Source organism: Novosphingobium sp. HNCC26DJ243, assembly GCF_057180545.1.
Window position 1 is genome coordinate 268,877 of record NZ_JBXUGN010000001.1, and the last position, 13,097, is coordinate 281,973.

13 protein-coding genes and 1 tRNA gene are annotated in these 13,097 nt (G+C 63.3%); 11 read left to right on the forward strand and 3 right to left on the reverse strand.

Annotated elements, in window-relative coordinates; genetic code table 11:
* Window positions 1-9 precede the first annotated feature (9 nt).
* Window positions 10-387, reverse strand: a complete 378-nt coding sequence (locus tag AC2A04_RS01340) for a hypothetical protein (protein WP_484210512.1) — start codon at window positions 385-387, stop codon at window positions 10-12.
* A gap of 94 nt (window positions 388-481) precedes the next feature.
* On the opposite strand from AC2A04_RS01340, the gene efp reads away from it, so the two are divergent.
* From efp to AC2A04_RS01355, 3 genes are all read left to right on the forward strand, one after another.
* Window positions 482-1,045, forward strand: coding sequence for an elongation factor P (gene efp, locus AC2A04_RS01345; RefSeq protein WP_144907081.1), 564 nt, complete (start codon window positions 482-484; stop codon window positions 1,043-1,045).
* Between the two features lie 3 nt (window positions 1,046-1,048).
* Window positions 1,049-1,873, forward strand: a complete 825-nt coding sequence (locus tag AC2A04_RS01350; protein ID WP_484210513.1) for an inositol monophosphatase family protein — start codon at window positions 1,049-1,051, stop codon at window positions 1,871-1,873.
* A gap of 57 nt (window positions 1,874-1,930) precedes the next feature.
* Window positions 1,931-2,014, forward strand: a tRNA-Leu gene (locus tag AC2A04_RS01355).
* Window positions 2,015-2,115: 101 nt separating this feature from the next.
* On the opposite strand, the gene AC2A04_RS01360 is transcribed toward AC2A04_RS01355, so the two are convergent.
* Complete coding sequence (locus AC2A04_RS01360; protein WP_484210514.1) at window positions 2,116-2,634, reverse strand: hypothetical protein; 519 nt, start codon at window positions 2,632-2,634, stop codon at window positions 2,116-2,118.
* A gap of 131 nt (window positions 2,635-2,765) precedes the next feature.
* Between AC2A04_RS01360 and radA the strand changes: the two genes are divergently transcribed.
* The 8 genes from radA to AC2A04_RS01400 all read left to right on the forward strand — a co-directional run bounded on the left by radA (window position 2,766) and on the right by AC2A04_RS01400 (window position 12,550).
* Window positions 2,766-4,133: a DNA repair protein RadA gene (gene radA, locus AC2A04_RS01365; RefSeq protein ID WP_484210515.1), complete on the forward strand. Its 1,368-nt coding sequence runs from the start codon at window positions 2,766-2,768 to the stop codon at window positions 4,131-4,133.
* 11 nt (window positions 4,134-4,144) lie between these two features.
* Window positions 4,145-4,699 (forward strand): CvpA family protein, encoded by a 555-nt coding sequence (locus tag AC2A04_RS01370; RefSeq protein WP_484210516.1) that lies wholly within the window; start codon window positions 4,145-4,147, stop codon window positions 4,697-4,699.
* A 1-nt stretch (window position 4,700) separates the two neighbouring features.
* Complete coding sequence (locus AC2A04_RS01375) at window positions 4,701-5,114, forward strand: iron-sulfur cluster assembly scaffold protein (protein WP_484210517.1); 414 nt, start codon at window positions 4,701-4,703, stop codon at window positions 5,112-5,114.
* A 73-nt stretch (window positions 5,115-5,187) separates the two neighbouring features.
* Entirely contained in the window at window positions 5,188-6,816 is a 1,629-nt protein-coding gene (locus tag AC2A04_RS01380) for an MFS transporter (RefSeq protein WP_484210518.1), read from the forward strand.
* Window positions 6,809-7,882, forward strand: a complete 1,074-nt coding sequence (gene alr / locus AC2A04_RS01385; RefSeq protein WP_484210519.1) for an alanine racemase — start codon at window positions 6,809-6,811, stop codon at window positions 7,880-7,882. The genes AC2A04_RS01380 and alr overlap by 8 nt, the downstream gene beginning before the upstream one ends.
* A 79-nt stretch (window positions 7,883-7,961) precedes the next feature.
* On the forward strand, window positions 7,962-8,513 hold the full coding sequence (gene phaR, locus AC2A04_RS01390; protein ID WP_484210520.1) for a polyhydroxyalkanoate synthesis repressor PhaR: 552 nt from the start codon (window positions 7,962-7,964) through the stop codon (window positions 8,511-8,513).
* Between the two features lie 88 nt (window positions 8,514-8,601).
* A complete protein-coding gene (proS, locus tag AC2A04_RS01395) occupies window positions 8,602-10,149 on the forward strand; it encodes a proline--tRNA ligase (RefSeq protein ID WP_484210521.1) in 1,548 nt (515 codons plus the stop codon).
* Between the two features lie 106 nt (window positions 10,150-10,255).
* Window positions 10,256-12,550: a ribonuclease R family protein gene (locus tag AC2A04_RS01400; protein ID WP_484210522.1), complete on the forward strand. Its 2,295-nt coding sequence runs from the start codon at window positions 10,256-10,258 to the stop codon at window positions 12,548-12,550.
* Between the two features lie 4 nt (window positions 12,551-12,554).
* On the opposite strand, the gene AC2A04_RS01405 is transcribed toward AC2A04_RS01400, so the two are convergent.
* Window positions 12,555-13,013: a universal stress protein gene (locus tag AC2A04_RS01405; protein ID WP_484210523.1), complete on the reverse strand. Its 459-nt coding sequence runs from the start codon at window positions 13,011-13,013 to the stop codon at window positions 12,555-12,557.
* Window positions 13,014-13,097: the final 84 nt, after the last annotated feature.

The window sequence follows — 13,097 nt, forward strand, 5'->3', positions numbered from 1 at the left end:
ACAGTCGGCCTAACCGGCGGCGGTCAGGTTGATCGGGCCTGCGTGAACGCAGCGCAGGCCGGTTTTGCCGCTGCCGCCGCTCAATTCGCGCATGATTTCCGCGCCGTCCATGATGAAGCGACGGCCGTTGAAGGTTCCGCTCGTCATGGTCAGTTCGTCGGCCAGCAGGAGGTAGGACCCGCGCGTGCCGTCGGGCGCGACATAGCTGGAGTCCGGCACGATGGCGAAGCTCGCCTCAGGCTTTGCAATCGGCATGACCGACGCATCGCCCGGCACTTCACATGTCCATGAGCCTTGCTGCAGCACTGCCAGCTTGCCGCCGGGCACGGCGTTTGCGGGGCCGGTGAGGCCGATCAGGACCAAGGCAGGGATAATCGCGCGCATCATGCAAATTGCGCTAGCATGCGACGCCCGCTTGAAGCAACGCCCGCGAGCGGCTAAGGGCCGCGCTTCCCTTACCCTGGTATAGGCTCTTTCCATCATGAAGATCAGCGGCGTGGACATTCGTCCGGGCAATATCCTGGAATACGAAAAGGGCATCTGGAAAGTTGCCAAGACCCAGCACACCCAGCCCGGCAAGGGTGGCGCGTTCATGCAGGTCGAAATGAAGAACCTCATCGACGGCCGCAAGACCAACGTCCGCTTCCGCAGCGCCGACACGGTCGAGCGCGTGCGCCTCGATACCAAGGACTTCCAGTTCCTTTACGCCGAAGGCGATGATCTGGTTTTCATGGACGTGGAAACCTACGACCAGATCACCCTGCCTTCCGATCTTCTCGGCGATGCCGCCGCGTTCCTGCAGGACGGCATGACCGTGCTGCTCGAAATGTACGACGAGCGCCCGATCTCGGTCCAGCTGCCCGACCAGGTCGAAGCGACGATCGTCGAGGCTGACGCAGTGGTGAAGGGCCAGACCGCTTCTTCGAGCTACAAGCCCGCGATCCTCGACAATGGCGTGCGCGTCATGGTGCCGCCGCACATCGGCAGCGGTACGCGCATCATCGTCGACGTTTACGAGCGCACCTACGTCGGCAAGGTGGGCTGATAGATGGCAGCCATTTCCGGCCTGATGCGCGTGATGGAGCGCGCGGCGCGCAAGGCGGGCGGCCGCCTGCGTCGCGATTTCGGCGAAGTCGAGCATCTCCAGGTCAGCAAGAAGGGCCCGGCGGACTTCGTCTCGAAGGCCGACCAGCACTCTGAACGGACCTTGTGGGACGAGCTGCGCGAGGCGCGTCCGGGTTGGGGCTTCCTGATGGAAGAGGGTGGCGAGATCCCGGGTGAAGAGGGCAAGCCCCGCTTCATCATCGATCCGCTCGACGGCACCAGCAACTTCCTTCACGGCATTCCGCACTTCGCGATCTCGATCGCGGTGCAGGAACGCACGCTGGACGGCAAGGACTGGGGCGAGGTGACGGCGGCCTTGGTCTACCAGCCAGTGACCGACGAGAGCTTCTGGGCCGAGAAGAGTCGCGGTGCGTGGTTGCAGGACCGTCGCTTGCGGGTCTCGGCGCGCCGCTACATGGACGAAGCGTTGATTGCGACTGGGATTCCCTTTGCGGGCCGTGGCGACATCAACGAATGGGTGCGCATCTATGCCGAACTGGGCCCGCGCATCGCGGGCATCCGCCGCTTCGGAGTCGCCTCGCTCGATCTCGCATGGGTTGCCGCCGGGCGGTTCGACGGTTTCTGGGAATCGGGTCTCTATCCTTGGGACACGGCCGCCGGATGCCTGCTGGTGCGCGAAGCCGGCGGCTTCGTTTCCGACTTCAAGGGCCGATCGCAGCCGATCTGCGACGAGACGGTGCTTGCCGGAAACGACGCGCTTCATTCGAAGTTGCACAAGCTTCTGGCCGGCGCGCTGCGCAACGCCTGATCAGCGCTTGACCTCGCACGGGGCTGCTGGCTAAGGCCGCAGCCCTGACGGCGCAGTGCCCCTGTGGCGGAATGGTAGACGCGAACGACTCAAAATCGTTTGTAGAGATACGTGCCCGTTCGAGTCGGGCCAGGGGCACCATCCGACTGCGGCGTTAGACAGCATGACGCGCAGATGTTTGTGCGAACGAAAGTTCCGTTAGGGAAACTTTCCGGCCGAACCAACAGAACAATCTGTTGCTTTCAGTCGATTTCATTGGACCCCGAGCGGGCGGCAGATATTGCGGCCAGCGATGATACCTGCTCGCGGCTCGGCATGAATGGCCCTTCACGCATCCGGCGTTGGCGTTCTTCCTCAAGCGCCTTGAGATAAGCCTTGCGCTGCTCCGGGCTCATCTTGGCAAGTGCCGCCCGATCGACCTCGATCACAATGGGCATCGGCCCCAGCGCCATGCTGGCGGGGACATAGCTGCTGTTCCCGCCCGGACTGGATGTGCCGTCCATCGGCTCGCCGAATGTGCCTCGAAACCCGCCGGAACCACGCTTTGCATCAGCTGAGCGATTATCGCCGATCTTGGCCTTGCCGAAGCGTTTGACTTCGGCCTGCTTCATTTCCGTATGCTGGTCGTTGCGCGCGATTGCCTCCTGCGTTTCGCCATTGGCGAAAACGGCAACGACCGTCGAAATCGCGATCGTGATCATCGCGAAGTGCCGGTACATCTTTGGATCGATGCCGAGAATATGGGACGTTGCAGTGGACATTCTCTGCCGCAATAGCGACAGCATCTTAAGGATAATGCCACGCGTGATGGTTAGCAAAGCCTTGCCGTAATGGTGGCGACGGCGGCAGGGACTGGCTTGTGTTCCAGATATGTTCCCGGTAAGCAGCGGGCATGGCCAAACCCAAACGCCGCTATGTCTGCCAGGCCTGTGGCAGCGTCACTCACCGCTGGCAGGGCCAATGTGCCGATTGCAGCGAATGGAACACGCTTGCCGAGGAAGCACCCGAAACGGTGTTCTCGGCCAAGCATGATCTTTCGAGCGGAGGTCGTCCGGTCAGCTTTGCTTCACTCGACCATCCGGTAAAGCTGCCACAGCGCCGCCGCACGGGCATTGCAGAATTCGACCGTGCGCTTGGCGGCGGCCTCGTGCCCGGCAGCGCGATCCTGATGGGCGGCGATCCGGGCATCGGCAAGTCTACCCTGCTTTTGCAAGCTGCGGCCAAGGTCGCGCTCGATGGCGGCTCGGCGGTCTACATCAGCGGCGAGGAGGCATCGGACCAGGTGCGCCTGCGCGCCGACCGACTTGGGCTGGGCAAGGCGCCGATCATGCTCGCGGCGGCAACGTCGGTGCGTGATATCCTGACCACGCTTGGCACGATGGAGACGCCCGACCTGCTGGTGATCGATTCGATCCAGACCATGCATTCCGACCAGATCGAGGGTGCGCCCGGCACGGTTAGCCAGGTGCGGGGCTGCGCCTTCGAACTGATCCGCTATGCCAAGGAGAATGGCGTTGCGATGGTGCTGGTGGGCCACGTGACCAAGGATGGATCGATCGCCGGGCCGCGTGTGCTCGAACACATGGTCGATGTGGTGATGAGCTTCGAGGGAGAGCGAAGCCATCAGTACCGCATCCTCCGCGCGATCAAGAACCGCTTTGGCGCGGTCGACGAGATCGGCGTGTTCGCGATGGCGGGCGCAGGGCTTGAAGAAGTGGGCAATCCGTCTCTGCTGTTCCTTTCGGGACGCGAACAGGACGTGGCGGGTAGCGCGGTGTTTCCCGCACTGGAGGGCACGCGACCGGTGCTTGTCGAAATACAGGCGCTGACCGTCCGGCTTGCCAGCGGAGCAACACCGCGCCGCGCGGTGGTGGGATGGGACAGCGGGCGTCTGGCGATGCTGCTGGCCGTGCTGGAAGCGCGTTGCGGGCTGAGCTTTTCCACTGCGGAAGTCTATCTCAACGTGGCAGGCGGTTATCGGCTGACAGATCCGGCGGCAGACCTCGCGGTGGCGGCAGCACTGGTATCGGCGCTATCGGACCGGCCCTTGCCATCGGATTCCATCTGGTTCGGTGAAATCTCCCTTGCCGGAGAAGTGCGGCCTGTCGCGCACACGCCAGTGCGCCTGCGTGAGGCAGCAAAGCTAGGATTTTCGCGGGGTTGCGGGCCTGAAGCCGGGGCCGAAAAGGTCGAAGGCCTGCGCTATTCGCCGCTCCGGCTGCTGCCAAATCTGATTGACCGGGTCATGGGCGGGTCATAGGCTCCAGCACAATGACCGGTTTCGACTATGTAGTCCTGATCCTCGTCGGCCTCGGCGCGGTAGGCGGCTTTTTCCGCGGCTTCGTGGAAGAGGTCCTGTCGTTGGCTGCATGGTGCCTTGCGCTGCTGGCAGTGCACTACTTCCACGCGCCGCTCACCGAATGGCTCGGCGGGCATCTTCCCAATGAGACGGGCGCTGGGATTCTCGCCTTCGCGCTGCTGCTGCTCGCCCCCTACATCCTGACGCGCTTCGTGGCCCGCCGGATGGGCAACGCGAGCAGGGGATCGGTAATCGGGCCGATCGATCGCATTCTCGGTTTCGGTTTCGGTGCCGTCAAAGCCTTCGTCATCGTCGTGCTGGGTTATTCGCTGGTCGTCTTTGCCTATGACCTCGTGTGGGGCGAGGGTGGTAGGCCGCAGTGGATAACCGAATCGCGGACTTATCCTTTCCTGAATGCAGCGAGCGAGGAACTGCTGACGCTCATTTCCGAACGGCGCGAGCAGGCCGCAGAGCAGGCGCGCGAAGTTGCGAAGCGCAAGGCGCGCAACGCCGTTCTCGGCGAGTGAGATGAGCAGTCGCGGGCTCTACACGCCCGAAATTCTCGCTGCGGCGATGGATTTGACACAGTTTCCGTGGGACGAGGCGCTTCCGTTGCGAGGTAGCGCACGCTCGCGCAGCTGCGGAAGCGTGATCGAGATGGCGCTGCGCCTCGATGCCGGAGGACGGATCGCTCAGGTCGGGATCAAACCCCATGCCTGTGCCGTGGGACAGGCCGCGGCATCGCGCTTTGCCCGCGCGGCGAGCGGCAAGGATCTGGGTGAGTTGCGCGCTACCCGGTCGGCCCTGTCTGGCTGGCTCAATGGCCAAGGGGACATGCCTGACTGGCCGGGGATCGATCTGCTTGAACCGGCGCGGGCTTATCCGGCAAGGCACGGCGCGATCGTGCTGGCATGGGATGCGGCCATTTCCGCTCTGGAATAGGCGCAGGGGTTCCGCGTTGCCTGCCTCTTCGCTAGAGGATGCGCGACGAAGACGATTGCCTGGGGGATTGAGAGTGACAGCAGTCTTGAACAGGGGCCACGGCGCGCAGCCGAGCGCGTCCGACATACGGCTAGTCATTGCTGCAAGTTCCGCTGGTACCGTGTTCGAATGGTACGACTTTTTCATCTACGGCACGCTCGCCGCGATCATCGGCAAGACGTTCTTTCCGGCCGATAACGAGACACTTCAGGTGCTGCTGGTGTGGGCCGGCTTCGCTGTGGGCTTTGGCTTCCGCCCGCTCGGTGCGATCCTGTTCGGATATCTCGGCGACAAGCTGGGACGCAAGTACACCTTCCTCGTCACCGTGACGCTGATGGGCATCGCCACCGCAGGCGTCGGGCTTATTCCATCGGCGGCGAGCATCGGGTTATTTGCGCCGGCCATCGTCATCTTCCTGCGCGTGCTCCAAGGCCTTGCGCTCGGCGGGGAATACGGCGGCGCTGCGATCTATGTGGCAGAACACGCGCCGGGCGGACGGCGCGGCTATTATACGAGCTACATTCAGGCGAGCGTGGTCGGCGGCTTCGTGCTGAGCCTGATCGTGGTGCTTTCGAGCAAGGCGCTGATGAGCGAGGACACCTGGCTGACGTGGGGCTGGCGCGTGCCGTTCCTGGTCAGCCTGGCGCTTCTGGCCATATCGCTGTGGATGCGGCTCAAGCTTTCGGAGAGCCCGGTATTTCAGGCGATGAAAGAAGAAGGCGAACTGGCCGGTAACCCGTTTATCGAAAGCTTTACCTATCCCGGCAACAAGCGTCGCATTTTCATTGCGCTGTTCGGCATCGCGGCTGGGCTTACGGTGATCTGGTACACCGCGATGTTCTCGGGCCTCAGCTTCCTCAAATCGGCGATGCGGGTCGAGGATACGACAGCGGAAATAATCGTCGGTATCGGAGCCGGGGTCGGGATGATCTTCTTCATTCTGTTCGGCGCGCTGTCCGACCGAATAGGGCGCAAGAAGCCGATCGTTTTCGGCTATGTGGCAACGCTACTGATGCTGTTCCCGACCTTCTGGCTGATGGGATCGGCGGCGAACCCCGAACTTGCGGCAGCAGCCGCGCGCAGTCCGGTGGTCGTGAGCGGGGCCGATTGCCATTACAGTCCGTTCGCCTCCGAGCAGGAAAGCCATTGCGGAAAGTTGCTGGCCGACCTTGCCTCGTCGGGCGTGACCTACCGGCTCGAGCATTCGACGACGTTCACGGCAACGGTTGGCGGCGATCCGATCGACGTTTCCAGCTACCCATGGACCGAGAAAGCGGCCGCGCGCGCGAAGGTGCTGCAGGCTGCACTTTCGGCACATGGTTATGATTTCGCCAAGGTCAGCCCGTCGGCCGGGCGGATTGCGATCGTCATCATAGCGCTGCTCATGCTCATGGCGCTGTCGGGGGCGACGTACGGCCCGGTGGCAGCATTGTTGTCCGAAATGTTCCCGCCGCGCATCCGCTACAGTTCGATGTCGATCCCCTATCATCTCGGGACCGGGTACTTCGGTGGCTTCCTTCCGCTTATTTCGAGCTACATAATTGCGCGTACCGGTGATCCTTATGCCGGGCTCTGGTACACCTGGGTCATCGTGCTTGTAGCCCTCATGGTGGCGATCTGGGGCCTCAAGGACGGATTGCCGACCGACTTTGCCGATGACTAAGACATCTGACTGCCATCCGCCGCTTCCCCCGGCAGCCTTGCGCCTGCGACTCGATGCCGAAGCGCTGGCGGGGAACTGGCGTTCGCTTGATGCCATGTCGGGCGAGGCGCGGGCCGGAGCGGCGATCAAGGCCGATGGCTACGGACTGGGTGCAGCCCGCGTGGCGAAGGTTCTGGCAGGGGCCGGATGCCGCGATTTCTTCGTGGCACATTGGGCCGAGGTCCCTGACGTGCTCAGCGAGGTACCGGCCGAGCGCGTGGCGGTGTTGCACGGACCGTTGAGCGCCGCGGATGCGGACTATGCGCGACAGACGGGAGTTCGTCCCGTGCTCAACAGCCTAGCGCAAGTGGAGCTTTGGCTGAACGGCGGAGGCGGGCCGTGCCACTTGATGGTCGATACCGGCATGAACCGCCTCGGTCTTGGCCTGAGCGAGATCGGTGACCCGATGCTCGGGCAGCTCGATATCGACATCTGCATGAGCCACCTTGCCAGCGCTGACGAGGACGTGGCGCAGAACGAGTTGCAGCGCCAGCGCTTCGAGCGCGTGCGGGCGCTGGTCCCGGCGCGGCGCTACAGCCTTGCAAACAGTGCCGGAATCGCGCTCGGGCACGCTTATCATGCCGATCTCACGCGCCCCGGACTTGCGCTTTATGGCGGGATTGCGCGGCCGGAACTCGTCGGACGCATCGCGCAAGTTGCATATCCCGAGGCCGCGGTCGTGCAGGTCCGCACGCTCGCGCCGGGCGACAAGGTGGGGTACAATGCCACCTTTACGGCTGAGCGAGCCATGCGCGTCGGCGTGCTCGCGATTGGCTATGCCGATGGCTATCTGCGTTGCTGGTCAGGCAAGGGACGCTTCACATACGAGGGGCAGGAGGTAGCGGTTCTCGGGCGCGTCTCAATGGACCTTACGATAGTTGACCTTCGGGATCTGCCCGATTGCAAGGAAGGCGACTGGATCGGCGCGGTCTATGACCTGCCACTTGCCGCAGTGCGCAGTGGTCTCTCTCAATACGAACTCCTTACCTTGTTGGGCCGCCGATTTTCCCGCCAAAGTGGAATCTAGGGGCTCTTGTTAAGTTTTGTTGCGCCGCACATGCTGCACATGCTAAAAGGACAAATGTCGCAGCGGGGGCGTTAGAGCCATGACCAATGAATCAAAAATCGGCGAAACGGTAATAATCAAGAAATACGCCAACCGCCGTCTCTACAATACCAGTACCTCGAGCTACATCACGCTCGACCATCTCGCGCAGATGGTGAAGGAAAACATCGACTTCAAAGTGATGGATGCCAAGACGGGTGCGGATCTGACGCATGCGATCCTGACGCAGATCATCATGGAAGAGGAATCGGCGGGTGAGCAGATTCTGCCTACCAATTTCCTGCGCCAGCTGATCTCGATGTACGGCAACTCGATGCAGGCATTCCTGCCGGGCTATCTGGAAGCGTCGATGGACCACTTCCGCGAGAATCAGGCCAAGATGCGCAAGGCGATCGAGGAAAGCATCGGTTCGAACCCGCTGGCCCAGATTGCACAACGCAACATGGAAATGTTCAAGGCCGCTGCCGCAGCATTCGTGCCCGGAGCGACGGTGAAGGACGAGGCGAAGCCAGCGTCCGAAACCGGCGAACTTGATACCCTGCGCGAGCAGATGGCCGAAATGCAGCGCAAGCTCGACCAGCTTTCCAAGTAAGGCGCCTGCCCGCAAAGCCAGGTTGCGCGACATTTCGCGTGAATCCGGGCATTGCGGGAAACGGCTTTGCGCTTTAACGCGCAACCCCATGAACCAGCCTGCAATAAAGCACGCGCTCAACGTCAAGCGCGCCGACGACTTCGCCCAGTGGTATCAGGCCGTGATCTCGGAAGCCGAGCTTGCCGAGGAATCCGGCGTGCGCGGCTGCATGGTGATCAAGCCGTGGGGCTATGGCATCTGGGAACGCATCCAGAAGCTTATGGATGCGCAGATCAAGGAAGCGGGCGTCGAGAACTGCTACTTCCCGCTCTTCATCCCGCTTTCATACTTCGCCAAGGAGGCCGAGCACGTCGAAGGCTTCGCCAAGGAAATGGCGGTCGTCACGCACCATCGGCTGATCGGTGATGGCAAGGGCGGGCTGGTGCCCGATCCCGAGGCGAAACTGGAAGAGCCGCTGGTCGTCAGGCCGACGTCGGAGACGGTGATCGGCGCCGCGATGGCACGCTGGGTGCAGTCGTGGCGCGACCTCCCGTTGATGGTCAACCAGTGGGCCAACGTGGTGCGCTGGGAGATGCGCACCCGCATGTTCCTGCGCACGAGTGAATTCCTCTGGCAGGAGGGGCACACCGCTCACGTCGACGAAGCTGACGCGATGAGCGAGACACTGCGCGCGCTCGAGATGTATCGCGCTTTTGCCGAAGGGCCGCTGGCAATGCCGGTGATTGCCGGGCCCAAGCCGGAGAACGAGCGTTTTCCCGGTGCGGTGGAGACGTTCTCGATCGAGGCGATGATGCAGGACGGCAAGGCACTGCAGGCGGGCACTTCGCACTACCTGGGCACCACATTCGCGCAGGCCGCGGGCATCCAGTATCAGAACAGGGAAGGCCAGCAGGCACTGGCGCACACCACGTCGTGGGGCGTTTCGACGCGCCTGATCGGCGGCGTGATCATGACGCATGGCGACGATGATGGCCTGCGCGTACCGCCGCAGGTGGCGCCGCAGCAGATCGTCATACTGCCGATGCTGCGCGACAACGACAGCGACGAGGCACTGCTTGCCTACTGTGAGGATATCCGCAAGGCGCTGGCCAGGCAGTCTGTGTTCGACGAACGGGTGCGGGTGCTTCTCGACAAGCGTCCCGGCAAGGCCACGCAGAAGCGCTGGGCCTGGGTCAAGAAAGGCGTGCCGCTGATCCTCGAGATCGGCGGGCGCGATGTCGAGGCCGGGCAGGTTTCGGTGCTGCGTCGTGACCGGCTGTGGCGCGCCGACGCGAAGCCTAACTTCGCAGGGCAGGCCAAGGATGACTTCATCTCTGCGGCTGCGGGCGAACTCGAATCCATTCAGGAAGCGCTGTACACCCAGGCGCGCGAGCGCCGCGATGCGCAGATCGTGCGCGACGTGACCGACCTTGCAGGACTTGCAACTCACTTTGCGGAAAGCGCGAAGTTTCCGGGTTGGGTCGAGATGGGCTGGAGCAAGCCGACCGGTGCCGCGCTCGACAAGGTGGTCGAGCAGTTGAAGGCGCTCAAGCTGACGATCCGCAACACGCCGCTGGATGCGGAAAAGCCCGAAGGATTGTGCCCGTTTACTGGTGAGCCGGCCGTCGAGAAGATCCTGATCGCCCGGGCATACTGATCGGCGGGAAGTGTCGGGCTGCTTCACGTAATGTGCTTGCAGCCTGAACACAGCATGCCCCTGAACATCGCTTGCCATTGCCGGGGCGAAAGACCACATGCCGGGAATGGCTAAAAGCAAATTTCCCCAGGGTCTACCTTCGCGCCAGCAGGTGCTCGATTTCATCGCCCAATCGGACGAACCGGCAGGCAAGCGCGAGATTTCAAAGGCTTTCGGGCTCAAGGGTACCGAGAAGATCGCGCTGAAGGCGCTGCTCAAGGACATGGCCGAGGAAGGCCTGATCGACGGTAACCGCAGCGCGTTCCACGCGATGGGAGGCGTGCCCAAGGTGACCGTGTTGCGGATCGTCGAGATCGATGAGGGCGAGGCCGTGGCCATTCCCGAGACCTGGCAGCCCGACGATGCCAGCCCGCCGCCACGCCTGCGCGTCGTGGAGCCGCGCGGCAAGGTGCGTGATCGGCAGGCAGCGCTGCGCGTCGGCGACCGCGTGCTGGCGCGGACCGAAGAGGCGGGCAAGGGCTGGCTCGCGCATCCGATGAAGAAGCTGGCCGTGGCTGATGAACAGGTCATGGGCGTCGTCGAGCTGGACGGCACCGGCAAGGGCTGGCTTGCACCGGTCGACAAGCGCGTGCGCAATGCGGTGCAGATTTCCGATCTGGGTGGCGCCGAAGCCGGACAACTTGTCTTGGCTGAGCCGGCAGGACGATCGCCGCGTTCGGGCGTGCGGGTGACGGCCGTGCTCGGTGATCCGCTGGCACCGCGAGCCTTCAGCCTTATCGCGATCCACAAGCACGGCATTCCCAACGTCTATTCTGCCGACACTCTTGAAGAAGCGGAAACTGCGGCAAAGTTGCCGTTGAGCGAGGAACATCGCGAGGATTTGCGCCATCTGCCGATCGTGGCGATCGACCCGAGCGACGCGCGCGACCATGACGATGCAATCTGGGCCGAGCCCGATGGTGAGGGCGGTTTTCGCGCGCTGGTGGCGATTGCGGACGTCAGCTTCTATGTGCGACCCGGCGGTCTGATCGATCGCGAAGCCCGCAAGCGCGGCAACTCGGTCTATTTCCCCGATCGCGTCGTACCGATGCTGCCCGAGGTGTTGAGCGCGGACGTCTGCTCGCTAAAGGCTGGCGCGGACCGCGCCGCGATGGCGTGTCATCTGTGGATCGACGCGCAAGGGCGGATCAAGGAATGGCGCTTCACCCGCGCGCTGGTGCGAATTGCCGAAGTGATCGCCTATGAAGAGGCGCAGCGCTGGATCGACGCGGGCGAGGCAGCCCAGCATCTCGCCAACTTGTGGGACGCATGGCGCTTGTTGGAGAAGGCGCGGCAGGATCGCGATCCGCTGGATCTGGATCTGCCGGAGCGGCGCGTGGTGCTTGATGCGCAGGGCAAGATTGCCGAAATCGTCATGCGCGAGCGGCTCGATGCGCACCGAGTGGTCGAGGACTTCATGATTGCGGCCAACGTGGCCGCGGCCAAGGCGCTTGAGGCCAAGGTTGCACCTGTGGTCTATCGCATCCACGAACCGCCGAGCCGCGAGAAACTGATCGCGCTCAAGGACTATCTGGCGACGTTCGACCGCAAGCTGTCGCTGGGGCAGGTGATCACGCCTTCGCTGTTCAACCGGATGCTCAAGGACGTGACGGATGACGCCGAGAAGGCGCTGGTCATGGAGGCGGTGCTGCGCAGCCAGACGCAGGCCTACTACGGTCCACGCAATGCCGGGCATTTCGGGCTCTCCCTGGGCAGCTACGCGCACTTCACATCGCCGATTCGACGCTATTCGGACTTGCTGGTGCATCGTGCGCTGGTTGATGCCTATGGGCTGGAACAGCCGCGCCCCAAGGCCGACGTTCCTGCGACCTCTGGTCTTTCCGACCGTGACCGTGCCGATCTGGGGCGAGTGTCCGAAGCTATCAGCAATGCCGAGCGGCGCGCCATGATGGCCGAACGCGAGACGATCGATCGCTACGTCGCGGCATGGCTCTCAGGAAAGGTGGGCGAGGTCTTCGACACCCGGATCACCGGGGTCCAGAAGTTCGGTCTGTTTGCAACAATCATCGGCCTCGGCGGTGACGGTCTGGTCCCGGTTTCAACGCTGGGTGCCGAACGTTTCGGCTATGACGAGAAGGCGCAGGCGCTCGTGGGGGAACTGAGCGGCGAGGTGTTCAACATCGGCATGATCATCAAGCTGAGGCTGGCCGAGGCAAACCCGCTGACCGGCGCACTCAAGTTCGAGCCGGTCGATGTGGCCGAAGGCGTGCAGCGGATCGAACGGCGCGGCGGCAAGCTGGAGCACAAGCCGCGCGGCAAGAGCGGGTTCAAGGGCCAGCATGTCCCCGGCAAGCGCGGACGGCCTTCGAACATCCGGCACCAGGGCAAGAAAAAGCGCTGAAGGGTCAGCTCACCCGGTCGATCGTCTCGTCATCCAGCGCGCCTGGCACGATCATCAGCGGGCAGGGCAACTGGCCTGCAATCCCGGCGAAGTGGGTGACGAGCGGTCCGGGGCTCCCGTCCTTTGCCGCGCCCAATACCAGCGCGGAAACCTCGGGGTGTTCGCCGAGATAGGCGCGGACCGACTGCGGGCCATCTCCCTGCATGACCGCGATGACAGGGCTGAGACCGGATTCGCTGGCGAGACTTCCGGCCGCCGCCATGGCCAGCGCTTCAGCCCGATCGCGCGCCTCTTCCTCAATCGTCGCCTGGACGCCGCCGAATGCGACGAATTCCTGCCGCGGCATGAGCGCAAGGATATGGACGGTGCCTCCGGTGCGGACGGCGCGGCGCGCGGCGAAGCGGAGCGCGGCGCGCGCTTCCTCGGTCTCGTCCATGATGACCAGGTAAATACGCTGCGGCATGCCTTCGATCCTCCAATATCCTTCGTATCGGCAAATTCGTATGCGGTGCAAGCGGCAAGCCACTTGACCCGACGCGCCATGCTG